Annotated in this window: 24 protein-coding genes and 3 pseudogenes; 17 read left to right on the top strand and 10 right to left on the bottom strand. The window is 68.2% G+C overall.

What is annotated here, in order from left to right; all coding sequences use genetic code 11:
- Positions 1-19: 19 nt before the first annotated feature.
- Positions 20-994, bottom strand: coding sequence for a phosphotransferase (locus tag AB0I59_RS24365; RefSeq protein ID WP_358136284.1), 975 nt, complete (start codon positions 992-994; stop codon positions 20-22).
- 716 nt (positions 995-1710) lie between these two features.
- On the opposite strand from AB0I59_RS24365, the gene AB0I59_RS24360 reads away from it, so the two are divergent.
- Positions 1711-1848, top strand: a complete 138-nt coding sequence (locus AB0I59_RS24360; protein WP_355594769.1) for a hypothetical protein — start codon at positions 1711-1713, stop codon at positions 1846-1848.
- A 160-nt stretch (positions 1849-2008) separates the two neighbouring features.
- On the opposite strand, the gene AB0I59_RS24355 is transcribed toward AB0I59_RS24360, so the two are convergent.
- The gene (locus AB0I59_RS24355) at positions 2009-2311 is read right to left on the bottom strand and encodes a hypothetical protein (protein WP_358136281.1); all 303 of its coding nucleotides are present in this window, start codon (positions 2309-2311) and stop codon (positions 2009-2011) included.
- A 59-nt stretch (positions 2312-2370) separates the two neighbouring features.
- Positions 2371-2580 (bottom strand): hypothetical protein, encoded by a 210-nt coding sequence (locus AB0I59_RS24350; RefSeq protein WP_358136278.1) that lies wholly within the window; start codon positions 2578-2580, stop codon positions 2371-2373.
- A 1021-nt stretch (positions 2581-3601) separates the two neighbouring features.
- On the opposite strand from AB0I59_RS24350, the gene AB0I59_RS24345 reads away from it, so the two are divergent.
- The 7 genes from AB0I59_RS24345 (at position 3602) to AB0I59_RS24315 (ending at position 9841) form a co-directional block, all read left to right on the top strand.
- On the top strand, positions 3602-4312 hold the full coding sequence (locus tag AB0I59_RS24345; RefSeq protein ID WP_061261504.1) for a response regulator transcription factor: 711 nt from the start codon (positions 3602-3604) through the stop codon (positions 4310-4312).
- A 14-nt stretch (positions 4313-4326) separates the two neighbouring features.
- Positions 4327-5913 (top strand): sensor histidine kinase, encoded by a 1587-nt coding sequence (locus AB0I59_RS24340; RefSeq protein ID WP_063819022.1) that lies wholly within the window; start codon positions 4327-4329, stop codon positions 5911-5913.
- A gap of 119 nt (positions 5914-6032) precedes the next feature.
- Positions 6033-6551 carry a hypothetical protein gene (locus AB0I59_RS24335; RefSeq protein WP_358136274.1) on the top strand — a complete coding sequence of 173 codons (519 nt, stop codon included), beginning with the start codon at positions 6033-6035 and terminating at the stop codon, positions 6549-6551.
- The gene (locus AB0I59_RS24330) at positions 6548-7660 is read left to right on the top strand and encodes a peptidoglycan-binding protein (protein WP_358136271.1); all 1113 of its coding nucleotides are present in this window, start codon (positions 6548-6550) and stop codon (positions 7658-7660) included. The genes AB0I59_RS24335 and AB0I59_RS24330 overlap by 4 nt, the downstream gene beginning before the upstream one ends.
- Positions 7657-8340: an ABC transporter ATP-binding protein gene (locus AB0I59_RS24325; RefSeq protein WP_061261507.1), complete on the top strand. Its 684-nt coding sequence runs from the start codon at positions 7657-7659 to the stop codon at positions 8338-8340. Before AB0I59_RS24330 ends, AB0I59_RS24325 begins: the two co-directional genes overlap by 4 nt.
- A complete protein-coding gene (locus tag AB0I59_RS24320) occupies positions 8334-9542 on the top strand; it encodes an ABC transporter permease (RefSeq protein ID WP_358136268.1) in 1209 nt (402 codons plus the stop codon). The genes AB0I59_RS24325 and AB0I59_RS24320 overlap by 7 nt, the downstream gene beginning before the upstream one ends.
- 155 nt (positions 9543-9697) lie before the next feature.
- Positions 9698-9841, top strand: a complete 144-nt coding sequence (locus tag AB0I59_RS24315) for a helix-turn-helix domain-containing protein (RefSeq protein ID WP_358136265.1) — start codon at positions 9698-9700, stop codon at positions 9839-9841.
- Between the two features lie 322 nt (positions 9842-10163).
- On the opposite strand, the pseudogene AB0I59_RS24310 reads toward AB0I59_RS24315, so the two are convergent.
- Positions 10164-10442: pseudogene (locus AB0I59_RS24310) on the bottom strand (tyrosine-type recombinase/integrase); the annotation flags it as partial.
- Positions 10443-11149: 707 nt separating this feature from the next.
- On the opposite strand from AB0I59_RS24310, the gene AB0I59_RS24305 reads away from it, so the two are divergent.
- The 7 genes and pseudogenes from AB0I59_RS24305 to AB0I59_RS42135 form a co-directional block, all read left to right on the top strand.
- Positions 11150-11563 carry a hypothetical protein gene (locus tag AB0I59_RS24305; RefSeq protein ID WP_061261509.1) on the top strand — a complete coding sequence of 138 codons (414 nt, stop codon included), beginning with the start codon at positions 11150-11152 and terminating at the stop codon, positions 11561-11563.
- A gap of 426 nt (positions 11564-11989) precedes the next feature.
- Positions 11990-12277 (top strand): MarR family winged helix-turn-helix transcriptional regulator, encoded by a 288-nt coding sequence (locus AB0I59_RS24300; RefSeq protein WP_358136710.1) that lies wholly within the window; start codon positions 11990-11992, stop codon positions 12275-12277.
- Between the two features lie 55 nt (positions 12278-12332).
- On the top strand, positions 12333-12947 hold the full coding sequence (locus AB0I59_RS24295) for a hypothetical protein (protein WP_358136733.1): 615 nt from the start codon (positions 12333-12335) through the stop codon (positions 12945-12947).
- Positions 12839-13396, top strand: a complete 558-nt coding sequence (locus tag AB0I59_RS24290; RefSeq protein ID WP_358136707.1) for a sensor histidine kinase — start codon at positions 12839-12841, stop codon at positions 13394-13396. Before AB0I59_RS24295 ends, AB0I59_RS24290 begins: the two co-directional genes overlap by 109 nt.
- Positions 13384-14028 carry a LuxR C-terminal-related transcriptional regulator gene (locus AB0I59_RS24285; RefSeq protein WP_061261513.1) on the top strand — a complete coding sequence of 215 codons (645 nt, stop codon included), beginning with the start codon at positions 13384-13386 and terminating at the stop codon, positions 14026-14028. The genes AB0I59_RS24290 and AB0I59_RS24285 overlap by 13 nt, the downstream gene beginning before the upstream one ends.
- Positions 14029-14059: 31 nt before the next feature.
- Positions 14060-15157, top strand: a complete 1098-nt coding sequence (locus AB0I59_RS24280) for a serine hydrolase domain-containing protein (protein ID WP_061261514.1) — start codon at positions 14060-14062, stop codon at positions 15155-15157.
- Between the two features lie 112 nt (positions 15158-15269).
- A pseudogene (locus AB0I59_RS42135) lies at positions 15270-15413 on the top strand (IS982 family transposase); the annotation flags it as partial.
- A gap of 194 nt (positions 15414-15607) precedes the next feature.
- Here AB0I59_RS42135 and AB0I59_RS24275 read toward each other — a convergent pair.
- Positions 15608-15874, bottom strand: a complete 267-nt coding sequence (locus AB0I59_RS24275; RefSeq protein WP_358136261.1) for a hypothetical protein — start codon at positions 15872-15874, stop codon at positions 15608-15610.
- Complete coding sequence (locus AB0I59_RS24270) at positions 15874-16146, bottom strand: hypothetical protein (protein WP_358136259.1); 273 nt, start codon at positions 16144-16146, stop codon at positions 15874-15876. The genes AB0I59_RS24275 and AB0I59_RS24270 overlap by 1 nt, the downstream gene beginning before the upstream one ends.
- 412 nt (positions 16147-16558) lie before the next feature.
- Between AB0I59_RS24270 and AB0I59_RS24265 the strand changes: the two genes are divergently transcribed.
- Complete coding sequence (locus tag AB0I59_RS24265; protein ID WP_358136257.1) at positions 16559-17284, top strand: hypothetical protein; 726 nt, start codon at positions 16559-16561, stop codon at positions 17282-17284.
- A gap of 6 nt (positions 17285-17290) precedes the next feature.
- On the opposite strand, the pseudogene AB0I59_RS24260 reads toward AB0I59_RS24265, so the two are convergent.
- The 4 genes and pseudogenes from AB0I59_RS24260 to AB0I59_RS24245 all read right to left on the bottom strand — a co-directional run bounded on the left by AB0I59_RS24260 (position 17291) and on the right by AB0I59_RS24245 (position 22393).
- A pseudogene (locus AB0I59_RS24260) lies at positions 17291-18556 on the bottom strand (IS256 family transposase).
- 203 nt (positions 18557-18759) lie between these two features.
- The gene (locus AB0I59_RS24255) at positions 18760-20211 is read right to left on the bottom strand and encodes an alpha/beta hydrolase (RefSeq protein ID WP_358136255.1); all 1452 of its coding nucleotides are present in this window, start codon (positions 20209-20211) and stop codon (positions 18760-18762) included.
- Positions 20212-20570: 359 nt separating this feature from the next.
- Complete coding sequence (locus AB0I59_RS24250; RefSeq protein ID WP_358136253.1) at positions 20571-21221, bottom strand: response regulator; 651 nt, start codon at positions 21219-21221, stop codon at positions 20571-20573.
- Complete coding sequence (locus AB0I59_RS24245) at positions 21218-22393, bottom strand: sensor histidine kinase (protein ID WP_358136250.1); 1176 nt, start codon at positions 22391-22393, stop codon at positions 21218-21220. The genes AB0I59_RS24250 and AB0I59_RS24245 overlap by 4 nt, the downstream gene beginning before the upstream one ends.
- Positions 22394-23065: 672 nt before the next feature.
- On the opposite strand from AB0I59_RS24245, the gene AB0I59_RS24240 reads away from it, so the two are divergent.
- Positions 23066-23238, top strand: a 173-nt coding sequence (locus AB0I59_RS24240) for a transposase (protein WP_435831068.1), incomplete at its 3' end; no start/stop codon positions are given.

The raw sequence follows: 23238 nt of genomic DNA, 5'->3' as shown, positions 1-23238 counted from the left end.
CCGCCATCCGGGCCGCAGGTCAGTCGCGGCTGGATTCGAGATAGCCGGTCAGATAGGTTAACGACGCGGCGATGTGCCCACCGGGGCCATGCGGTCGGCGCAGCTCGTCGACGAAGATGGCGATGTCGGCGAGCCGCCACCAAAGGGGATAGAGAGCGAGGCCGGCCGATGTGACGGTCCGGCCGGTGGCCCGGGTGTAACGGGCGAGTACGTCGTCGACGTCGCCATCCGGGTCCTCGCCGAGCATACGGGCGAGGGCGGGGGTGAGCATCCACAGGTCCCGCGCCGGGGGAGCGATCTGCACGGTGCCCCAGTCGATGAGCCGCAGTCCAGCCGGGGTACGCATGACATTCCCGGGGTGCGGTTCGCCGTGCGTGACCACCCAAACCGCCGCGGTGTTTCGTACTTGGTCGACCCGCCGGTCGAAGTCGGCGAGCAATCGTTGGACTTGCCCGGCATGGACGGACAGCAGCTTGCGGGCTGGCTCGGCGTAAGGCCCGCCGGTCCATTCCCGATCGAGGTCCTGCAGCGCCTCCTCCAGCTTGTCCCGACCGGGCAGCACCAGGTCGGCCCGTGATGCGGTGTCCGCCACGATCGAGGTGGCCTCGTGCAACTCGGTCAGCAAGTCGATTACCTCGACGCGATCCTCGGGCCGGTGCGCGCCGAACTGCCCGGCGACACCCGCCACCATCGGAAACACCGACAGGGCGTACCGCGAGGTCAGCCGCCAGACCGCGGCGTCGGTCGCGGTCGGGATCGGCGCGAGGACGAAGTCGAGCCCCGCATCCCGGCGCAGTGCCAGGGCAGCACCGAACGATCGGCCGACCCGGTCGAACGCATCATCAAATCCAGCGTCCTCGACACCGGGGTCATCGACCTTGACGAACCACGCCGTCCCACGCTGATCCACCACCGACCAGTGGTAGCTGCCTGCGCCCACTGGGAGGTACTCAATCGAGTGGGGCTCGATGCCCCAGCCCTCGGTCAGTGCCACATTAGTTCGGCCTCCGCCAGACCCGCCGGTCTATCCCTCATGCGTCGGCATTCTGCCTCACTCGCCGCAGGGCCGCAGATCATTTAGGGAGGGATCTTGAGGTCTTATGCAACCCGGGGCAACTCCACTCCTCGTCGCTTATGCCTCCGGCGGAGGCCTCGGCTCCAACCCGGTAGCCCGTCCTCCTCGAGGCCCAAGTGTCCCGGCCGCGCCCGCCGAGTCAAGGGCGCCTACGGCGTCGCTTCGCGATCAGCTTCGCTGCCCTTGACACGGCAGTCCCGTCCTGGGGGGTCGGAATCTACGAGGAGGGCGGGGGCGGAGCAGGGGCCAGGCCACGCACCACCGCTGGTCATGCACCTGATCGCCGGGCCATTAGTGGGCCATTGACCGGGGTGACGAGGGGGCAACCACGGTCACTCATGACCGGGCCTACGCCCAGGTCAAGCGCAGTACGAGCCGTGATCCATGCAATTCCCAAGCTGACAGTGCGGGTTCGATTCCCGTCACCCGCTCCACGTACGAAGGCCCAGGTCAGGAGTCGAATCCTCGCCCAGGCCTTGATCATTTTGGCGAGCCTGTCGAGCTTATGTCGCGAGCGTTCTCAAAGGCGGCACATACTGGAGGAGATGAAGCCAGCTAGCGGGGAGCCCCGCCGTCACCTGTCCACAAGTCCCTTCAAACCCCCGCCCCCCGCCCCGCCTGCCGAGCGGTTCAGCGTGAACGACCAGGTGACCCACGATCGGTACGGCCTTGGCGTCGTCATCGGTGTAGAAGACGAGGTCGCCGTGGTCATCGATTTCGGATCGCGGCAGGAACGAATCACGACACCGTTCAACAAGCTGTACAAACTCTGAGACCACTGCACCGCGGGGAAGCACACAGCGCGGGTTCGATTCCCGTCACCCGCACTCTTCATGAAGGCCCAGGCAGGACGGAATCACCTCCGGCACCATGAGCGGGGGCAGCCCTTCCGGACTCGGGGTGGATCGAAGCCTCTATCAGTCCTGGACAAGTTCAGTGTGAGGTGGACTCGTTCAGGGGACTCACCCGGTCGCGTGCCGCGATAGCCAAGGCGATGAAATCACGAAAACGTGCGAACTCCTCTTGGTCCATCTTCAGTCTCACCCCGCCCATGACCTGGTCGTCGCCCTGCCTGGTGCCGAGCCGAACCTTGAACCCGTCGCCTTGCGGTTGGACATCCACCCCAAGAAATGCCACGTGGTAACGGCTGCTCTCGGACAGGCCCCGGTGAAAGATTTCAAGGGTCCTGCCGTCCTGCACCAGGATGTAATCGCCGAGCTGAAACTCTGCCGCCATAGCTCCCGCTTCGAAACCGTGTAGATATTAGTGCCCCGACTGTCCCATACGATCGATGGCTACACGCCGAGCTTGTGGCGTACGTATCGGCGATCTGGAGGCCCGACCTCGATGCCGTTCTCGTCGAGCGCGTTGTAGATCGCTACCCGGTCCTCCGGGAAGATGAAGCCGACAGCGACCGCCCCCTGCGCCATGTCCTCACCTGCCCATTCGAGAAGCTCTACCGCTTGCAACCGCTGCCCCTCCAACGCGGCCAGCTCGCCGGGCACGCCCTCTCGCCACGCGAGCCGAAATCCCTCTCCGGCCCAATCCAGCGGCTGAGTCGGATCAACGGTGTTCCATGGTGAACGATCTCGACCTGCTCCCCCTCGAAGTCCAGCAGGACCAGCCCATCGGAGAACCACGCATTCTCATCGAGATCCCACACCAGCAGGGCGCGAATCAGCCTCCGGCCTTCCAGCATGGCCAGTCTCCGACCATGAGCGGCAGTGACAGCCGAACATCCCCTCAACCACATCGGCCTGTAGCTAGAGGCCCCGAAGTCGAACATCTGTCGATTGTGTCGGGCGACGGCACCAGGAGGTCAAGCCCTCATGGGTGGAGTTGCATTCCAGGTTGCAGTTCCAATTGATCCAGGACGGTTCAGATCGGATTACGCACGAGCTCTGACCTGCATTGAACTGTCTGGAACAGCGCAAGATCGAGCTTTTAATCCGTAGGTTCAGGGTTCGAATCCCTGGCGCCCCACCACTCCACACCCCGCCTGACCTGGGGTTTCTCGGCCGCAAGGCGCCTCGCGGCGAGAAGTTGATCTCGTTTGATTGCTCGTTGTTCGCTCGCGGGCACGGACCGAGCAAACGGTAGATCGTTTAGGCGCCCTTCGTCAGGCCATACCTCACAGACGATCAGCAGACTGATCCGCGGTCTGCCCGAGCCTCCCCTGCTGGCCGGCCTACGGGTGCTCGGCGCGGACGACTTCGCGTACCGGCCGGGGCCACCCCTACGGCACCATCCTGATCAGCATCTCCACCAGCACAGTGGTCGACGTGCTGCCCGACGGGACGGTGTAGCCAGGAGCCCAGAAGTAGAACACCCATCGATGATGTCGGGCGGCGGCGTCAGGAAGTCAAGCGCTGATGCGTACTCACGCGGACCGCCCACGCCCCGCCTGGACCACATCCCGAAGCCGGCCAGCCCCGCCACCGTGAACAAGCCCGTCATCGAGACGGATCGGGCATCCCTTCCTTCGTTTTGAGCGGTTTCCAAGCGAATCTCGCTACAACGGGTGCCATGGAACGGCCAGTCAAGGTTCTCGTCGTCGACGACGAGCCGAACATCCTCGCCCTGCTGTCGCAGACCCTGCGCCTGGTGTCGTTCGAGGTCAGAACGGCGGACCGGGGCAGGGAGGCGCTGCGCACCGCCACCAAGTTCGGCCCGGACATCGTGGTGCTCGACGTGATGCTGCCCGACCTGGACGGATTCGAGGTGGCGCGGCGGCTGGGCGAAGTGCCCGTGCTCTTCCTGACCGCGCGGGACGCGCCCGAGGACCGGGTACGAGGGCTGACGCTGGGGGCGGACGACTACGTCACCAAGCCGTTCAACCTGGAGGAGGTGGTGCTGCGGATCAGGGCCATCCTGCGCCGGTCCCGGACGGAGGAAAAGGACCGCGAACGCGTGCTCAGATACGCCGATGTCGAGCTCGACGAGGACGCGCACGAGGTCAGGCGGGGCGGCGTCCCGGTGGACCTGTCGCCCACCGAGTTCAACCTGCTGGCGTACCTGCTGCTCAACGCCGGCAGGGTGGTGAGCAAGGCGCAGATCCTGGAGAGCGTCTGGCGCTACGACTTCGACGGCGACTCCAGCATCGTCGAGTCGTACGTCTACTACCTGCGCAAGAAGATCGACCGCTGGGATCCCCAGCTGATCCACACCGTACGCGGGGTGGGCTACACGCTGCGGCTGCCCCGGGGGGGCGACACGAGAGGCCCCCAGGGCACATGAGAATCCTGAGCTACATGAGGACGCGGGGGCGGTGGACGCTGCGCGCCCGGCTGGTGGCGGCGGCCGTCGCGCTGACCGCGGTCGCGCTGGTGCTGGCCAACGCGGCGGGCCTCGCCCTCCTGCGCGGCTACCTGGTCGACCGGCTGGACGCCCAACTGCGCGCGAGCGTCCCGAGCGCCCCGTCCGGTACGTTCACCGTCACCCCGAACCCGGCGTATCCGCCGAAGGACGACCCTGAGCCGGTCCAGCTCGTGGTGATCGGGAACACACTGGTCGAACGGATGGTCGGCGAACGACGGCTGTACATGTTCGACTCGGTGGGTCGGCTCGTCAGTGAGTTCCCCGTACGGCCCGCCGAACGGCCGGTGCTCGGCCCGTACCGGGACCTCCGGCGGGACGGGCCGTACACGGTGCCGGGGACGGGCGCCCCGTCCTGGCGGGTGCTGGTGGCGGCGCTGCCGGACGGCGGCACCGCGGTGCTGGCCGCGTCGCTGGCGGACGTCGAGGCGACCCATCGACGGCTGCTGGCGATCGACGGGGCGGTGACCGCGGTGGTGCTGCTGCTGCTCGGCCTGGCCGCCACCGCCCTGGTACGGCTGGGCATGCGCCCGCTGACCAGGATCGAGGAGACCGCGGCCAGGATCGCGGCCGGCGACTTCGGCAGCCGGGTGCCGGAGAGCGAGCCGGACACCGAACCCGGCCGGCTCGGGGTGGCGATGAACGTGATGCTCGACCGCGTCGAGTCGGAGATCGCCGCGCGCACCGAGTCGGAGGCGGGGATGCGCCGGTTCCTGGCCGACGCGTCGCACGAGCTGCGCACCCCGCTGACCTCGGTGCTGGGTTTCGCCGAGCTCTATCGGCAGGGCGGCACCCCGCCCGGGGCGCCGATGGATGAGGCGATGCGCCGGATCGAGGACGAGGCCACCCGCATGGGCCTGCTGGTCAACGATCTCCTGGTCCTGGCCCACCTGGACGAGGAACGCCCGCTCGCCAGCGGTCCGGTCGACCTGCTGGAGATCGCGATCGACACGGTGCGCGACGCGCGTGCCCGGCAGCCAGAAAGGCGGATCCGGATGACCGGGCAGGACGGCGCGCTGGCTCCGGTCATCGTGACCGGAGACGAGGCCCGGCTGCGGCAGGTCGCGGCCAACCTGGTGGCAAACGCGCTGGCCCACACCCCGCCCGGCACCGAGGTCACGGTCGCCGTCGGCGCCGGGCGGCCGACCGAAGCGCCGGCGGCCGCGGTCGGCTCCCGCCCGCCGGGCTCGCCGCTCATGGGAGTGCTCGACGTACGCGACACTGGGCAGGGGATCCCCGCCGAGCACGTTACGCGCATCTTCGAGCGGCTCTACCGGGTGAGCCAGAGCCGCTCCCGCGCCGACGGCGGGGCCGGACTCGGGCTGGCCATCGTCGCCGCGATCGTCAAAGCGCACGCCGGCCGGGTCGAGGTGGCGACCGCCCCCGGCGAGGGCTCCGCGTTCCGCGTCCTCCTGCCGCTCAGACATCCCGAAGAGATCCGCGGAGATCCGGTGAGATCCGCAGAGATCCCCAAGAGAGTCCGAGATCGCGAAGAGACCCTCGAAGCCGCGCGGCGCACTTGAGCTCCGTGAACCCATGAGCACGCGCGGACCCGGGCGTACGGAACCGGTGTACGAGATCTTGAGGTGGCTCCGAGGTTGCTCTGGGCTCGCTCCGATCGGCGGCCGACACGCTCGGGTCCATGCGAAAGACACTTTTGGCGGTGGTGCTGTTCGCGCTCGCCACCGGATGCGGACAAACTCCCGACTCCTCCTCCAAGGCCGCCGCGGCCGCCTCCCGGCCCGCCGCCTCTCTCGATCCGCAGGAACGGCTCAGGACGTACGCCAAGTGCATGCGGGACAACGGCGTCGACATGCCCGATCCGGGACCCGACGGCTCCATCCAGACCGATGAGCGGGGCATCGACCGGGCGACCATGGAGAAGGCCGAGGCGGCCTGCGGCGCCATCCTCGGATCCGGCGGCGGAAGCAGTGGCGGCGGGAACGGCGGCGGGGGCGACCTGTCCCCCGAGCAGAAGGACCAGCTGCGCGCGTACGCCAAGTGCATGCGGGACAACGGCGTCGACATGCCCGATCCGGTCTTCCAGGGCGGCGGCCGGTACGCGGTCGGCGGGCCCGGCATGAAGGTGCAGCCGGACGATCCCGCGTACAAGAAGGCCGAGGAGGTCTGCCGCGACAAGGCCGGCGGGCTCCTGAGATGACCTCGGAGACGATGACCTTCGAGACGACGCCCCCGGAGAAGGCGGGACAACTGCGGCGGCGCAGGCGGGGCCGGGCGGCACTGATCGCGGGCTGCGCCGTGCTCACCCCCGCGATGGTCGCCGCCGCGGTCGGCCTCGGCGGCGACACCGAAACCGCCGCGCCCCGGCGGCCTCCTCCGGCGACCGCCCAGGTCATCCGTACGACGCTGACCGAGACGACGAGCGTGGACGGCACTCTCGGCTATGGGTCGCGGGAGACGCTGACGGCCGCCGGCCGGTCGGGCACGATCACCTGGCTGCCCTCGCCCGGCGCGATGGTCAGGCGGGGCCGCGCGGTCTACAGCGTGAACGCCGACCGGGTGCCGCTGCTGTACGGCGACATGCCCCTCTATCGCACGCTGCGCACGGGAGTGAAGGGCCGGGACGTCGAGCTGCTGGAGCGGAACCTCGCCAAGCTCGGCTATCGCGGCATCACCGTGGACCAGGAGTTCACCTGGGCCACCCGCGAGGCGGTGCGGCGATGGCAGCGGAACATCGGCGTCCCGGTGACCGGCCAGGTGGAGCCCGGTGACGTCTTCGTGCATCCCGGTCCGATCCGGGTCGCCGAGCTGAAAACCACGCTCGGCGGCCCCGCGCCGGGGCCCGTGCTCGCGTACACCGGCACGACGAAGCGGGTCACCGTCCCGCTGGACGCGGCCGACCGGCACCTGGTGAAGAAGGGCATGAAGGCGACCGTGAAACTGCCGGGCGGCGCGACCGTGCCCGGTGTGGTGACCGGCATCGGCAAGGTCGCCAGCGAGAGCATCGAGCAGGGCGAGACGGTCATCACCATCGAGGTGGTCGTCTCCGTCCGCGAACGGCGTGCGCGCGGAAAGCTCCGCGCGTTCGACACGGCGCCGGTGAAGGTCGCCGTAGTCGCCGAGCAGCGCGAGAACGTGCTCGCCGTACCGGTCAACGCGCTGATCGCGCTGCCCGGCGGCGGGTACGGCGTGGAGGTCGTGCAAGGCGCGGTGACCCGTTCCGTGCCGGTGCGCACGGGCATGTTCGCCGACGGGAAGGTCGAGATCGCCGGGATCGACGAGGGCACCACGGTGGTGGTGCCGACATGATTGTCCAGCTCACCGGGGTCACCAAGCGCTATGGCGGCGAGGTCACCGCGCTGCGCGACGTCATCCTGGAGATCGGGTACGGCGAGCTGGTCGCCATCGTCGGCCGGTCGGGGTCCGGCAAGTCGACCATGCTGAACATGATCGGCACCCTGGACCGGCCTTCCAGCGGCGTCGTCCGCGTCGGAGGCCACGATGTGGCGAAGCTCAACGATCGGCGGCTGTCGGCGCTGCGCGCCGCCGCGATCGGTTTCGTGTTCCAGCAGTTCCATCTCACCCCGGGCGTTCCGGTGCTGGACAGCGTGGCCGACGGATTGCTCTACTCCGGCGTGCCGGCGCGGCGGCGGCGCGTCCGGGCGACGGAGGCGCTGGAGCGGGTCGGCCTCGGCCACCGCCTCCAGCATCGGCCGCACGAGCTGTCCGGCGGGGAACGGCAGCGCGTGGCCATCGCCCGCGCGATCGTCGGCCACCCGTCGCTGCTGCTGGCGGACGAGCCGACCGGCAATCTCGACTCCAGGTCGGGCACGGGGGTGATGGATCTGCTCCGCGAGTTGCACCGCGGCGGCACGACCGTCGTGGTCATCACGCACGATCGCGACATCGCCGCGAGCCTGCCCCGGCGGGTCGAGATGCTGGACGGGCGCGTGCTGCGCGACCTGAGGGAACGGACGCCGGCATGCTGACGGACCCGGCGGCGCTCGTCCCCGCCCGGCTGAGTCCGGGCGACGTGATCAGGGTGGGCGGGGCAGGGCTGCGGTCCCGGCCGTTGCGGGTGTTCCTCTCCGCGCTGGGCATCGCGATCGGCATCGCCGCGATGCTCGGAGTGGTCGGCATCTCCGCCTCCAGCCGGGAGGACCTGGACCGGCGGCTCGCCGCGCTCGGCACCAACCTGCTCACGGTCTCCCCCGGCCAGGACCTGTTCGGAAAGGCATCGCACCTGCCGGCCGAGGCGGAGCGGATGATCGGGCGGATCGGCACGGTCACGTCGGTGACGGCCACCGGCATGACCCAGGCCAAGGTGTACCGGAACGACCGCGTGCCCCCGGGCGAGTCGGGTGGCATCTCGGTGCAGGCGGCCCGGCTGAACCTCCTGCGCGACGCCGGCGCCGCGGTGGTCAGCGGAACCTGGTTGAACGAGGCCACCCGCCGCTACCCCGCGGTGGTGCTCGGGGCCAAGGCCGCCGACCGGCTCGGCGTCACCCGGGCCGAACCAGAGCAGCGGGTCTGGCTCGGCGGCCGCTGGTTCACCGTTGTCGGCGTGCTCGGCCTGGCGCCGCTCGCGCCCGAGTTGGACACCTCCGCGCTCGTCGGCTGGCCGGTGGCGCGCGAACGGCTCGGCTTCGACGGATATCCGACGACCGTCTACACCCGAGCCGAGGAGCGGCACGTGCTCGACGTGCGGGCCGTCCTGGCCGCCACCGCCAACCCGGAGCACTCCACCGAGGTGCAGGTGTCCCGCCCCTCCGATGCGCTCGCGGCCAAGCAGGCCACCGACGCGACGCTCAGCGCGCTGCTGCTCGGCCTGGGCGGCGTGGCGCTGCTCGTCGGCGGGGTCGGGGTGGCCAACATGATGGTCATCTCCGTACTGGAGCGGCGCGCCGAGATCGGGCTGCGCCGTTCGCTGGGCGCGACACGGGGCCAGATCCGGCTGCAGTTCGTCGCCGAGTCCCAGCTGCTGTCGGCGCTCGGCGGCGCGGGCGGCGTACTACTCGGCCTCGGGGTGACCGCCGGGTACGCCGCGTATCAGGGCTGGCGGACGGTCGTCCCGGTGTGGGCGACGGCCGGGGCGATGATCGCGACCTTGCTGATCGGCGGCATCGCCGGGTTCTATCCGGCGGTCCGCGCGGCCCGCATGTCGCCTACCGAGGCGCTCAGTATGCCGTGACCGCCCGGGCACGCGGCCTCAGACCTGGTCGTGTCTCGTGGCAGCGCCGAACCCGCCCTTGTCGTGCAGGTCGAGGGCGGGTTCACGGTCGCCGGGGACGCGGTCGCGCTGCATGCAAGCGTCTGGGCATCTCCCAGAGACTCCTCGCCGAACGCATGGGCATTTCTCAGGCACGTGTGTCCCAGATCGAGCACGGCCAGATCGGTGGGCTGGACACGTTGCGCGCCTATGTCGTCGCGTTGGGCGGCACGCTGGACGTCGTGGCCAACTTCGGCGATCACACCGTGAAGGTGGCCTGAACCGTCCACGACGACGTCAAGCAATCCATGTTTGCTCGCTGATTGCTCGGATGTACCTGACACGACACGGCACGCGGCATCATTACGCGTCAGATCGGCAGGGACAGCGATGGATAAAATGACAGAAGACGACACGCCGCGACAGTAGCTGGAATTGATCAAATCAACTTTTAATCCGTAGGTTCAGGGTTCGAATCCCTGGCGCCCCACCAGGCAAAACACCAGTTACAGATCTTGTTCTGAGGGGTGTTGCAGCCAGCTTTTACAGCCAAGAGGGCCGGAACCCCCATCGTGGGAGTCGTCCGGCCCTGATTCTGTGGAGTCACCCGAAGAGTTTCTTGGCGACGGCGTCGACGGCCGCCCGCTCGATGTCCGGGAGCACATGCGCGTAGGTGTTCATGGTCAGTGCGATCTGGCTGTGCCCAAGCGTCTTCATCACCGTACGCGGCGACGCTCCACAGGCCAGCAGGTAGGACGCGCAGGCGTGGCGGAGATCATGCAGTCTCAACCAGTCCAGGCCCGCCTGTGTTCGCGCCTTGCGCCACCGCGCCGAGAGGTTCCCCGGTTCGATCGGCGTGCCGATGGTGGAGGCGAAGACGAGCCCTTGATCCTTCCACCGCCCTCCTGACGCGAGCTGTTCGGCCGCCTGGGTGCGCCGGTGCCTGCGGGGGCGCCGAGAGTCGGTTCCGGAACGGGGACGGTCCGGCGTGACCGGTCGGTCTTGGGATCGACGAGCTGAAGGCTTCCGTCCGCCCGCTGGAGCGTCTGCCGTACGGTGAGCTGCCCGTTGCCGAAATCGATGTCATCCCACCGGAGCCCGAGCCGGACGGGATGATCAGGCAGGAGAGGAGTCTGCGGGCCGCGCGTGATGCGCTTGGCTGAGGCCAAAGCACGCGATCACTCGCGACCCGTCAGGAGATAGAAAGAGCTGGAAGTGGTACGCGGAGTCGACGCTCCTGGCATAGCCGAGAAGAACACGATCAAGGGCACAGGTGTCGAGCCGAACGAGAGCATCCTCAAAGCCGATCGATGGAATGTTCTGACGCCGACTCAGCCGTTCTCGACGCCGATAGATGCCAATGAGGCCACGCGTGCGGACCGGCTCCGACCAGACCTCGAAATCTCCCCCAGATAGGAGCGCACGGCGACAAGCGGCGCCAGCCTATCCAGCCTGATCATCCAAGAGTTCGACGAGAGCATCCCGGTCCATGCTGACCACCTCGAATTTCCGATCATCCAGCTCACACGCAAGCCCGCGTTCAGGTGACCGATCGCGGCGCTATCTGCTTAGCATCACAAGGAAGGCTCATGAACGAAGACGAAAACCTGCGGCGTTACGGCCTCCAACCTTCCGCCGAAGATCTTGACGAGGTTCGAGAGATGCTGGCAGCCCAAGCAACGCTAGAACATCGCGCCCAGGGCGACGGCGACACCGAGTTGATGAAGCTCTGCTGTGTGCAGCTATTCAACGCTGGCAGCCTGGACGATGTGCTGTGCATCTGGCAGGCCAAGACGTCGAGTTTCGACGCTCAGTGCTCGATCGATGTTCAGCTACTTTGCGGCGCTGGTCTTGAGGAAACCAAGGCACACCTCTCCGCTGCGAACTCGGGCGATGCGTCAGCGGCGCTGGACTACCTGCTCGAATGCGAAGCAGCCGGCGACTTCGTGGACTTCTCCGTAGAAACGGCATCGCGTTGGTACGCAAAGTACTACCTGGGCTGATCGAGGCTGACGACGCCTTGGCTGTACAGCCACGAGTACAGCCAAGGGGGCGAACGACGGCGGAACTCGGCGGACGTCCACGGACACCACACCTGCAGGTCGGAGCCTCGGACCTCGATCGAATCGACTTCTTTTAATCCGTAGGTTCAGGGTTCGAATTTCTGGCGCCCCACCACCCATACGCCATCTGAACTGGGACTTCTCGATCTGGCATGACCTCGGATCGAGAAGTTGATCTTGCTTGGTCGCTCGTTGTTTGCTCGCGGGTACGGACCGGGCACTCGGTAGATCGTTTAGGCCGCCAGTGTCAGGGCAGACCTCAGGGACGATCAAGAGAAGATCAAAACCGAAAACCCCTCGGCCCGATTCGGGCATCGCGCGACTACTTGCTGAGACGCCTGCAGTGGCCCTGATGGCGACGGCCGCCTGCAGTACTTCGAGTACGACACGCTCCACCGCCTCGTCGCCCACGGCGGCTCGGCCACACCCACGGAGCTGGCGGCAGAACTCATGCTCTCGCCCGCCGGAATGACCGGCCGCCTCGACACCATCGAGGCCTCGGGCCTGATCCGCCGGGTCCACAGCACCGCGGACCGACGCCGCGTGGACATCGAGATCACGGACAAGGGCCTCATCTCCACCCTCTCCGACACCGACCAGACCACCCTCAACACCCTCCTCAAACACCTCCTGACCCAAGCCGAATCCCACTGAATGGTGGGGCAGGCTGTAGTGACCGTGCGCTCGGGCGGCGGGAAGACTGGCCGTCATGCGCGAGAGATGGATGCAGGCCACCCGGAGCTGCGGCTACCTGCTGTCGGGACTGGGATGCGGTCCAGCGACTCTCGTCCTGTTGCTCGCGGCGGCGCTCCCTGGAGGTGCGGCCGGGCTGCGGCGGTGGACGGGGTGGAATCGGCGCCAGGCCGCCGCTCTCCTCAGCCTTCCTGATACCAGGCCACCGGGTGGGCGGCTGGTGCCATGGGGTCTAGAGTTCGCCCTCACCGGGGCGCTCGCCGGATTCGTCACGTTCATCGCGGCCGCCCGGGTCGCGGTGGTTCCCGTGTGGTGGCTCTACCCGCAGGATCGGCCGATCGTGCTGCTCGCCCCGGTCGACAGCTGGGGCTCCGCACTCGGGTACGGCGCCCTCGGGCTGGTCCTTCTCGGCTGGGCGGGCCCGCCATTCGCCCGGGCGCTGGCCCGCCGGCGACTGTCGGGGCCCGCGGAGCGGGAGCAACTCGCCGAGCGGGTGGCCGAACTCGGCGAGAGCCGCGCCGCATCGAGCGCGACCTGCACGACGGCGCGCAGGCGCGGCTGGTCACCATCGCCATCCGGCTCGGCGTGGCCAGGGAGGCGCTCGGCGAGAGCGGCCCTGTCGCCCAGCTGATCCGTGAGGCGCACGAAGGCGCGGAGGCGATGGTGGAACTGCGGGAGGTAATCCGCACCATGTATCCGCCGGTCCTGGTCGACCGTGGCCTCGGCGGCGCCCTCGCGGCCCTGGCGGCCCGCTGCGACGTGCCCGTACACCTGGACGACTCCGTGCGGGAGCAGTTACCGGCAGCGATCGAGGCGGCGGCTTACTTCATCATGGCCGAAGCCCTCACCAACGTCTCCAAGCACGCCGGGGCGCGCCGGGCGAATGCCACCCTCGCCCGCGAGGGTGGCGTCCTCCTGCTCGAGGTGGCCGACGACGGCGTCGGTGGCGTGGACGAGGCGCGCGGCACCGGCATCGTCGGCATTCGGCGCCGTGCCGCCGCCCTGGACGGCTGGGTTTCCATCACAAGCCCGACCGGCGGACCGACCCGCGTCGTGGTGAGGCTGCCGTGCGCGTCGTGATCGCCGAGGACAACGTCCTGTTGTCGGCCGGGATCGAGCTGCTGCTGGCGAGCAAGGGCATTGAGGTCGCCGAGGTGGCCGCCGATGGCCAGGGCTTCGTCGCCGCCGTGCGCCGGCACCGGCCCGATGCGACCATCGTGGACGTCCGGCTGCCGCCCGCCTTCCGCGACGAGGGCGTGCGCGCGGCGCTCCAGGCCAGGCGCTGCCTGCCGAGGCTACCTGTCCTGGTGCTGTCTCAGTACGTGGAGCGCATCTACGCCCGTGAGCTGCTGTCCGACGGCGGCGGCTCGGTAGGTTACCTGCTCAAGGACCGCGTGGCCCGGATCAGCGAGTTCGTCATGGCGTTGCGCGCGGTCGCGGCCGGCGGCACCGTCATGGACCCCGAGGTCGTGGAGCAGCTGATATCCGGCCGCGACCGCCTCGTCGACACCCTCACCGCCCGCGAGCGCGAGGTGCTCGCTCTCATGGCGCAGGGCCACGCCAACGCCGTCATCGCCCGGCAGCTCGTGATCACCGAGAACGCGGTGCACAAGCACGTCGGCAACGTCTTCACCAAGCTCGGCCTGCCGCCCGACGAGGGCGGCCACCGCCGCGTGCTCGCAGTCCTGGCCTACCTCGACAGCGAGCGCTGATCTCACCCCTGCTCGACCACCTAGGAGAACCATGCTTGTTTTCCGGCGCATCGCCGTGTCCGCGGCCGCCGCCATCACCCTCATCGGCCTTCTTCCTCCGTACAGCGCGGCCGCCCGCGAACAACCCGGCGACCTCGGTGCCGCGTTCCGCCGAACCCTGGAGGACACGGTGGCCGCCGGCTCGGTGGCCGCGCTCGCCGAGGTGCGCGACGCCGGCCGTACCTATCGGCTGGCCGCCGGCAAGGCCGAGTACGGCAGGCCACGCCCGGCACCGGCCGCGGGCAGGTTCCGGATCGCCAGCGTCACGAAGCTCTTCACCGCGACCGTGGTCCTGCAACTGGCCTCCGAGGGCAGCCTGCGGCTGGCCGACCCGGTGGGTAAATGGCTGCCCGGCATCGTGGACAAGGCAGACGACATCACACTCGAGCAGCTGCTGCGGCACACCAGCGGCATCCCCGACTATCTGCCCGGCCTGCTCGACAGCTCCGGCGTCGTCCGCGACCCCGTGCGGACCTGGCAGGACAAGGAACTGGTCGCCCTGGCCAACCGCCTGCCGCGCGTCTTCGAGGTGCCGGGGACCCGCTTCTCCTACTCCAACACCAACTACGTCCTGCTGGGCATGGTCGTGGAGGCCGCGACCGGCCGGCCGTACGCTCGCGAGGTCACCGAGCGCGTGATCCTGCGCGCGAGGTTGACCCGCACATCCGCGCCGAGCGACACCACCCGGATCACCGGGCCGCACCCACGGGCCTACGCCATGGTCGGCGGCGCCGTCACCGACATCACCACGCTCAATCCGACCATCCTGGGAGCGGCCGGCGGCATCGTCTCCACCACCGCCGACCTCAACCGGTTCCTGCGAGCCCTGCTCGGCGGCCGGCTTCTGCCTCCCGCCGAGCTCGCGCTGATGAAGACGCCCGTGCCCGGCACCACCTACGGGATGGGCCTGTCGACCCTGCAGACGCCCTGCGGCGTCTTCTACGGTCAGGCCGGCGGGATCGGCGGCTACTTCGCCGCGACATTCCACCGCCAGGACGGCCTCCGCGAGGTCAGCCTGGCCGCCACGCCGTACACGGGAAAGCCCGATCAGGCCCTTGCCGCCCTGCTCCAGCGCACGGCCTGCGCCTGACATCCGAAGAATCCCTGCCGATCTCAGATCACCAGGAACGCGTTGCTTCGGCAACAGGGCGCGATGGCGCTGATCAAACGCGTGCCCTCGCCACCGCACTGTCTGTGATGCGGTGAAGGCGTTGCCGGAGCCGGCCTCGCAACGGCCGTCGGTTGGCATCGCACCCGTGCTCAGCGACGCCGAACTGGGCACGCCGGCCCATCCGAGGGATCTGTTTCCCTTTCTGCCCGGCCAGTCCGGCTACCCCAAGCGCCTGTGAAGGGCCACTGCTGGCCGAGCGGGATGACCTGTGGTGCCTGCCGCTCCGGCAGGCCGCAGCCAGGCACGCGATGAACGCGGTGATGCGGCTGGTCGAGCTGGAGCACAAGACCGACCCGTATCAGGCACTGGATCCGCTGGCCCTCGCCGTGGATCGGATCGATCCGTACAGCGAGGTCCTGTGGTGCCAGATCATGACCATCCACGGTGAGCTCGGGCGGCTGACGGCCGGCCGTCGATCACCAGCATCCCGCCGTCGATCGACGCCGGTACCGCGATCAACGGGATGGCCAGGTCGACCGTCTCGGCGTGCACCTCATCAATGCCGATCAGGGCGAGCAGGCCGGTCCAACTACGTGGGTGGAGCTGGGCGTTCGGGGCGCGGCCCTCCGCATAGGCCTTGGCCGTGGAGATGTTCCAGGTCCAGGCCAGCAGGCGGAAGGTCTCAACCTCGATCATCACGACACCCCCTGATCGCCCGGGGCGGTAGCCGACAGGAACCGGCGGGCCGCCACCCGACCGGTAAGGGTCAGAGCACGCTCGAACAGCGCGGCGGCAGGCGCGTCAGGGTCACCCGGCGCGGCGTAGACGGCCTGTCCGACGGGCTCGGGCACGGTAGCGGCTGCCGCGTGTACGGGCTCGCTGGTCAGGTAGTTAGTGGCCCAGGCGCGGACTATCCCCAGGGCTTGGTCGATCTCCACGTCGTACTTGTCGGCCTGCATAAGCACCATGTCCCACCAGACGTGAAACGCCTGCGCGTAAGTGACGGCCTGCAAGGTGCGGGGGTGAGCCGGTGGACCTTGTCGAGCTGGCCGATCACCTCACCGGCGGCGGTGTCGTACCGCTGACGGCTCGTGCGGGCGTTACGGCGGATAAGAGACTCCAACATCTCCATGAATGATCACTCCTGAAGTAGATGTGGGTTTAACCCGTGGATGGCCCCCCGCTCCGGGTTGGCCTGCTCCCGGTCGGCGATCGAAGATCTCCGCTATCGGGAGAGGTTCAGCGGATCCGGGCGGCGGGGACTTTGTTGCCGCCGTGAATGCGGCAGGCGTACTCCTGCCTGGTCGCTGCCTAGACGAGTGCCGCGGCCCAGCATCTGCTCGAACAAGATGCGGGACTTCACTGGGCGCAGGAAGACAAGTGCGCTCCACACTGGAGAAGTGGCTAAGGGAGCTGAACCCGGACGCCTACAGGGACCGCGGGAACGGCCGCCGCGACTTCCCAGGCATGCCCTACGAGGCGGACGGGTGGCGGATCCAGTTCAACGCGCTCCCGAAGTCGCCCGAGGCGCGCAGAAAGGAGGGTGTGAGACCGCTTGGGATCATCAGTGGCGGGCGGGCCTTCTGGGTGCAGGATGAGGAGGGGATCAAGAACGCGCTGAACGACAAGGGCTCCGCATACGGGTCGCTTGGTGCTCCGTACGTCGTCGCGGTGGCGTCGAGCAGCATCACCACCGATGACTACGACGTGAAGAACGCCCTGTACGGCACCGAGGCCCTATTGATCGGCACTGGCCCTGGCGGCGAGATTCACTCGGACGCCCTCATCCGCAATCCCGACGGTTACTGGCACAAGGGCGACCATTGGGACCACCGCCACGTGTCGGCGGTGCTCGTCGTCAAGCAACTGCACCCCGCCTTCGTAGGCACCCAGCAGCACACCATCTGGGAGCACCCAGCCCCTGAGTGGTCCGTGCCCCCCGCTCCCGATGTGGCGGCGATCGACGGTCGACGCCCGCGGCGCAGTGCATTTCGTCGATCCTGCGCGCACGCCGACGGAGTGGTTCGGCCTTACGGACCCGTGGCCGATCGGGGAGCCCTTCCCGAGAGGTGGGTCCGTCCAATCAACGGTGTAACTCGGTCTTGATTGGTTCTACTGGGCGGTTGGGGTCAGACGGCCTTCGAAGGTGATGGCGAAGGCGTTGAGAGCGGCCTTCCAGCGGGTCACCCAGCGTTTGCGGCCCTTGCCGGTCGGGTCCAGGCTCATGATCGCCATGTAGACGCACTTGAGCGCGGCCTGCTCGTTGGGGAAGTGGCCTCGGGCCTTGACCGCCCGGCGGATCCGGGCGTTGACCGACTCGATCGCGTTCGTCGAACAGATCACCCGCCGGATCTCCACATCGAAGTTGAGGAAGGGCACGAACTCGGCCCAGGCGTCCTCCCACAGCTTGACGATCGCCGGATACTTTCCGCCCCAGGCCTCGGTGAACTCACCGAACCGCTCCCGCGCGGCGGCCTCCGTCGGCGCGGTGTAGACCGGCCGAAGCGCCTTGGCGATGGCATCCCAGTGCTGGCGGCCGGCATAGCGGAAGGAAGCACGCAGCAGGTGCACCACACACGTCTGCACCACAGCCTGGGGCCAGACCTGCTCAATGGCCTGCGGCAGCCCTTTGAGGCCGTCGCAGACCAGCATGAGCACGTCCCCGACGCCCCGGTTCTTGATCTCGGTCAGCACGTGCAGCCAGAACTTGGCGCCCTCGCCGCCGTCGCCGGCCCATAGCCCGAGAATGTCGCGCTCGCCGTCCGCGGTGACCGCCAGGGCGAACGTAGATGGGCCGGTTGGCGACCTGCCCATCGCGGATCTTCACGTGGATGGCGTCGATGAACACGACTGGGTAGACGACGTCGAGGGGCCGGTTCTGCCACTCGGCCATGCCCTCGATCACCTTGTCGGTGATGGTGGAGATGGTCTGCTTGGACACCTCGGCGCCGTAGACCTCGGCCAGGTGTGCGGAGATCTCACCGGTGGTCAGGCCTTTGGCGGCGAGAGAGATGACCATCTCATCGACGCCGGACAGGCGTCGCTGCCGCTTGCGCACGATCTTCGGTTCGAAGCTGGCGTCTCGGTCGCGGGGGACCGTGATCTCGACCGGCCCGACGTCGGTGATGACCGTCTTGGTGCGGGTGCCGTTGCGGGTGTTGCCGCTGCCGTGACCGGCCGGATCGTGCTTGTCGTAGCCGAGGGGTCGGTGATCTCGCCGTCCAGGGCCGACTCCAGTACCAGCTTGGTCAGCTGGCCCAGCAGCCCGTACTCACCGACCAGCTCGAGCCCTTCGGCGCGAGCCTGGTCGACCAGCTTGGCCACCAGCTCGCGATCCGACGATTCATGGTCCTTCCGCGTCACCGCGGCGTCCTCCAGGTCCGTCGTTTCGGATGCCTGGGTCACCGTACTCGTCACAGGTGTCTCCCTGATCAGGAGTTACACCGTTGTTCTTACAGTCCCGCCCGGTCGAGCGACACGAACAGAAAGAGCTCAACTCCCAGCAGCACGACCACTGCGAGCACCAGCCTGCCGTACTCAACGTCGCCGCATAACCCCCGAAGAACTTACGGGCACGACCACTAAGGAGTACGGGGTGTGTCGGCAGGCGGGATGGCGGGGCAACGGGTGCCGTGGGCAGGAGGCTGGGCGTCGATGAGGTAGCGGTCGGTCAGGTCAGCGATGCAGCGGCTTCTGTGGTAGCTGCCGTGTCCCCAGCCGTTGTAGGTGAGAAGGACAGAGGCGGGGATCTGCCTGGCTACATCGGTGGCGAACGCGTAGGGAGTGTTGGGGTCGTGCAGGTTGTTGACGAGCAGGATCGGCGGCGCCCCCGATATGCGGTAACGGTGCGGAGGATTAGTGAGGGTCACCGGCTTGCCCTGGCAGGAGGTCATCACCTTCCAGGCGAGCGTTGCGCGGCGCATGTGCGGCGCGATCCGAGCCAGACGGCGCTCGGCCGCTGCCAGCGCTCCCGGCCCGTCGAGGGACAGCTGCCAGTCGGAGCAGAACACCTTCTGGTCATACCCTAGCCCCTGGCCGGCGGCCGGGGGGCTCTTGGGCGGTACGGGGCGTGACGGTTGCCGGCTCATGGCGGCGAGCATGGTGGCGAGCGAAGCCCAGTCGTCCGATCCCATCATGGGGAATTGGTGCTGGGTGTGATCGAGCAGGTACTGCGGGGTGATGCCGCTCGTCGGATCGTCGGGATCGGGCAGGGTGCCCGCCTCGGCTCGCGCATACAGCTGGTCGAAGACCGCCCCGACGTCCCTTCCATGCAGGGCGCATCCCGCGCTCGCACTGCACCATGTGGCGAACTGGTTGAAGGAGTCCTCGCTTGCCGCTGCCATGGTGTCGAGGTAGCCCCGTACCCCCTGGCTGTGGTCCAAGTTGCTGTCCAGGGCCAGCGTGCGGATCCGGCCAGGGAACAGTTCGGCGTATTGCTGTCCGATCAGGGTTCCGTACGACACGCCCCAGTAGGTGAGCTTTCGGTCGCCGAGGGCCGCCCGGAGCGCGTCGACGTCCCGGGCGGTGTTACGGGAATCGACGTGGTCGTAGATCGCGCCGGTGTGGCTGCGGCAGGTCCCGGCCATACGCCGGTTGTAGTCGACCAGATCGGCGTACCCTCCCCGGGTGACCGGATCGGTGGTCGGCTGCGGGCCGACCACCGCCATGTCGCAGGTGATAGGGCTGCTGCGGCCGAAACCGCGGGGGTCGAAGGAGACAAGGTCGAAGCGGGCCCTGACAGCCGGTGAGAACACGTCCTTGTACGGGCCCACCACCGCATCCACACCGGAGGTGCCCGGGCCGCCCCAGTTCGTCACCAGTGAGCCGATGCGTGCCGCCGGATTGGTGGCCTTGCGTCGCGCGACGGCCAGTCCGAAAGTGGCCCCGTGCGGACGTGCCCAGTCGATGGGCAGTACGAGTGTCCCGCAATCGGCACTCGCGTCCTGAGGACACGGACGCCAGTCGATGTGCCTGCCCGATGTGGCGGCGGCAGGGGAAGCCGGCACGGTGACCGCGGCAGCGGCGAGACTCACTACCGCCGCGGCACCTGCGAGGGGACGTCTCCAGGCAGGGGAAAGGCGGGGGACAAGCGACATCGGCGGGCTCCTTGACCAGGGTGATTGGATACAGCTCCACCCTGCGGCCTGACATCCCGCCCCAGGAATCGGCATTCGTCGCCGACCCGATCAACCAAAGTCGCACGAACCCAACGCCTTGATGTCCGCCCTTGAGCACGCCGCCTCATGAGGTGACAGTGGCCGGCCTGGACTGCTGAGTTCGATCCGGCAGGCAGGGACTCCGACCCACTGACGCAGTGCGCCGGGCCGAAGTAGAAGGGAGCCTGGGATCGCGGCGGCCTCGTGCTCCATGTCGCGCTGCGGTCAACCAGGGGTCAGTTCAGGTCGAGGCCAGCGTCGAAGGCGAGTCTGGCTGCTTGGGTGCGGTTGGCGCAGTCGAGTTTGGTCAGCATCCGGGAGACGTAGGTCTTGATGGTGGCTTCGCTGAAGTGCACTCGTTCGGCGATCTGGGCGTTGGACAGACCTGCTCCGATGCACGCCAGAATCTGCAGTTCCCGCTCAGTGAGTCCGGCGATCTTCGCCTGGGCGTGGCGGCGGGTCGCCTGGTGTTGGGCGGAGGCGGCGGCCAGCCGCTTGGTGGGGCCCGGTGACAGTACGGTGTGGCCACGGGCGGCGACCCGGATGAGGGCGATGAGGTCTTCGGGAGGGGTGTCCTTGAGCAGGAAGCCGGCCGCGTCCGCGCCGATCAACTGGACCACGTACTGGTCGAGGTCGAAGGTGGTCAGGGCGATGACTCTGGGCGGATCGGCCAGACGTGCGATGCGCTCGGTGGCGGTCAGCCCGTCCACACCCGGCATGTGCAGGTCCATCAGCACGACGTCCGGGGCCAGCCGTACGACCGACTCCACCGCCTCGGCCCCGTCGTGCGCCACGCCCACCACCGTCAGGTCCCGCGCGTCCTGCAGGATGATCCGCAGGTGCGCGCAGACCAGCCGGTCGTCGTCGACGATCAGCACCTTGGTCATGATTGTCCGTCTGCGGGCAGCGCCGCCGCCAGCTCGAATCCGCCATCAGGCTGCGGGGCGGCGTGCAGGCGGCCGCCGACCAGGTCGATGCGCTGGCGCAGTCCCTCCAGCCCGGTGCCGCCCGTGCCCAGCTCGACATCGGGCCTGCGGGTGGAGGAGGTGTTGCGCACCGTGATGTAGATCCACTTGGCGTCATAGCGCACCCGAATGCGGACACTGGCTCCGGGAGCGTGCTTGTGCACGTTGGTGAGAGCTTCCTGCACGATCCGGTAGGCGGTGCGCCGTACGGCGGACTCCGCAGGGAGCGGCTCCCCGTCGGTGACCAGCTCGACGCCGATCCCGGCGGATCGGGAGTCGGCGACCAGTGCCGACACGTCCAGCACGTCGGCCTCGTCGTTGAGCGCGGTCCCTACCTGGCCCTGCGAGCGGAGCACCCTGACGAGATCTCGCAGCTCCTTCATCGCCTGCCTGCCGATCACTCGTATCTCCTCGGCCGCAGCCAGTACCTCCTTGTTGGGGGCACGGGTGCGCAGCGACGCCGCCTGCAGCACCATCAGGCTCACCCGGTGGGTGACCACGTCATGCATCTCCCCCGCCAGCCGGGCTCGTTCCTCCAGGCGGGCCTGATCGGCCCGGATTTCCTGCTCGGTCTCGGCCCGCTCGGCCCGCTCGGCCAGCGCCTGGATCAGCCGCCGCCGCGACTTCTGGTAGAGGCCGAGCAGCACGGGGACCACCACGATCACCCCAACGCTCGCAACCGCGACGCCCACCATCTCGACCCAGGTAGGGGCTCTCCCCCACACGGCCTGCGCGTAGTGCAGGTGCACGCCCACGGCGACCAGCAGTACGGCTCCGACGGCGGCCCATCCCAGCAGAGTGTGACGCCGACCGTAAACGGCCAGAGCGTACAGGCTGAAGGGAAGCGCGAGCGGGGAGACGAACACTGCGGCCACCGAGCACACCAGGGCCACCGAGAAAGGGAGGCGGCGCCGGAAGGCCAGCGACACGCCGGCGATACCCGCGACGACAATGGCGGGCGCGTGCGCGCCCCGGCCGGGAGACAACGGAGTGGGTCCCAGCCCGAGCCCACTACCGACGATCGTGACCGCGGCCGCGAACCCGGTGTCGAACAAGGGGAAGCGAATCCGCGGCGTCCAGGACCACGTCACCATGTACACGTTACCCGTTTCACTCGTGTGCGATCGCTGTCAGAACGTCCATCCGGCCCGCCGGGTCCCGTGTTCTCTGTTAAGAGGATTCTCAGGAAGGCTGCAGGACTTCGTGAGAACCGACCCGCTGCCAATCGCGCCGACGGGTATTCGGGGAACGTCCGCTGGGGGCCACGCCAGCCCGCCTAGACGGAGCCCAGGAGGCGGGCTGGCCCATGCACCACTTCGTTGGACGTGACCCAAGCGCACCGGCGGCAGCCCGCTCCTCCGCACCAACCTATGGAACCGATATGTCAGGTAGTCCTGCGCCACCGGACTGCCTTCCCGACAAGTAAAGACCTGCGCCGTATCGTCCCAGGCCGCGCGACATACCCTCTTCACCCACCGGTCGCACTCGTGACGTTTTTAATCCGTAGGTTCAGGGTTCGAATCCCTGGCGCCCCACCACCTTGACCTGCGGCTTTACCCGAAGCGGTGACCGCTTCATCTGATCGTGAGCCATGGTGGGCCACACGTGAGTCATCCGGTCAGGCCGCCAACTGCCGGATGTTTCGGGCGGTTCTGCGGGCCGCCGTGCTGGCCACCGGTGTACGCACCGAGTTCGGCCGGCGCTAACAACTCCTAACAAAATGATCTCCACCGTATCCAGGCGGCCTGCTGATCGTTGATCCGCTCGTGAGGAAGGGTGAACAGCCGCCGTGGATCGTGCCGGACGACTTGTGGGAGCGGATCGAGCCGCTGCTGCCGAAGGTGGAGCGGCGGCGTCGGCATCCCGGCCGTAAGCGGCTGGATGACCGTAAGGCCCTGTGTGGCATCTTGTTCGTGCTCTACACCGCGATCCCGTGGGA

The organism is Microtetraspora glauca (genome assembly GCF_040656155.1).
GTDB lineage: Bacteria > Actinomycetota > Actinomycetes > Streptosporangiales > Streptosporangiaceae > Microtetraspora > Microtetraspora glauca.
Note: the sequence above shows the minus strand (reverse complement) of the source record. Positions and strands in the feature narration are given on the sequence as shown.

Coding starts and splice junctions, on each gene's coding strand:
- AB0I59_RS24270 (WP_358136259.1), bottom strand. CDS start 16,146: ATGGTGCTTATGCAGGCCGACAAGTACGACGTGGAGATCGACCAAGCC.
- AB0I59_RS24305 (WP_061261509.1), top strand. CDS start 11,150: ATGAACGAAGACGAAAACCTGCGGCGTTACGGCCTCCAACCTTCCGCC.
- AB0I59_RS24355 (WP_358136281.1), bottom strand. CDS start 2,311: ATGGCGGCAGAGTTTCAGCTCGGCGATTACATCCTGGTGCAGGACGGC.
- AB0I59_RS24295 (WP_358136733.1), top strand. CDS start 12,333: ATGCGCGAGAGATGGATGCAGGCCACCCGGAGCTGCGGCTACCTGCTG.
- AB0I59_RS24280 (WP_061261514.1), top strand. CDS start 14,060: ATGCTTGTTTTCCGGCGCATCGCCGTGTCCGCGGCCGCCGCCATCACC.
- AB0I59_RS24345 (WP_061261504.1), top strand. CDS start 3,602: ATGGAACGGCCAGTCAAGGTTCTCGTCGTCGACGACGAGCCGAACATC.
- AB0I59_RS24275 (WP_358136261.1), bottom strand. CDS start 15,874: ATGATCGAGGTTGAGACCTTCCGCCTGCTGGCCTGGACCTGGAACATC.
- AB0I59_RS24335 (WP_358136274.1), top strand. CDS start 6,033: ATGCGAAAGACACTTTTGGCGGTGGTGCTGTTCGCGCTCGCCACCGGA.
- AB0I59_RS24320 (WP_358136268.1), top strand. CDS start 8,334: ATGCTGACGGACCCGGCGGCGCTCGTCCCCGCCCGGCTGAGTCCGGGC.
- AB0I59_RS24340 (WP_063819022.1), top strand. CDS start 4,327: ATGAGGACGCGGGGGCGGTGGACGCTGCGCGCCCGGCTGGTGGCGGCG.
- AB0I59_RS24315 (WP_358136265.1), top strand. CDS start 9,698: ATGGGCATTTCTCAGGCACGTGTGTCCCAGATCGAGCACGGCCAGATC.
- AB0I59_RS24245 (WP_358136250.1), bottom strand. CDS start 22,393: ATGGTGACGTGGTCCTGGACGCCGCGGATTCGCTTCCCCTTGTTCGAC.
- AB0I59_RS24250 (WP_358136253.1), bottom strand. CDS start 21,221: ATGACCAAGGTGCTGATCGTCGACGACGACCGGCTGGTCTGCGCGCAC.
- AB0I59_RS24330 (WP_358136271.1), top strand. CDS start 6,548: ATGACCTCGGAGACGATGACCTTCGAGACGACGCCCCCGGAGAAGGCG.
- AB0I59_RS24325 (WP_061261507.1), top strand. CDS start 7,657: ATGATTGTCCAGCTCACCGGGGTCACCAAGCGCTATGGCGGCGAGGTC.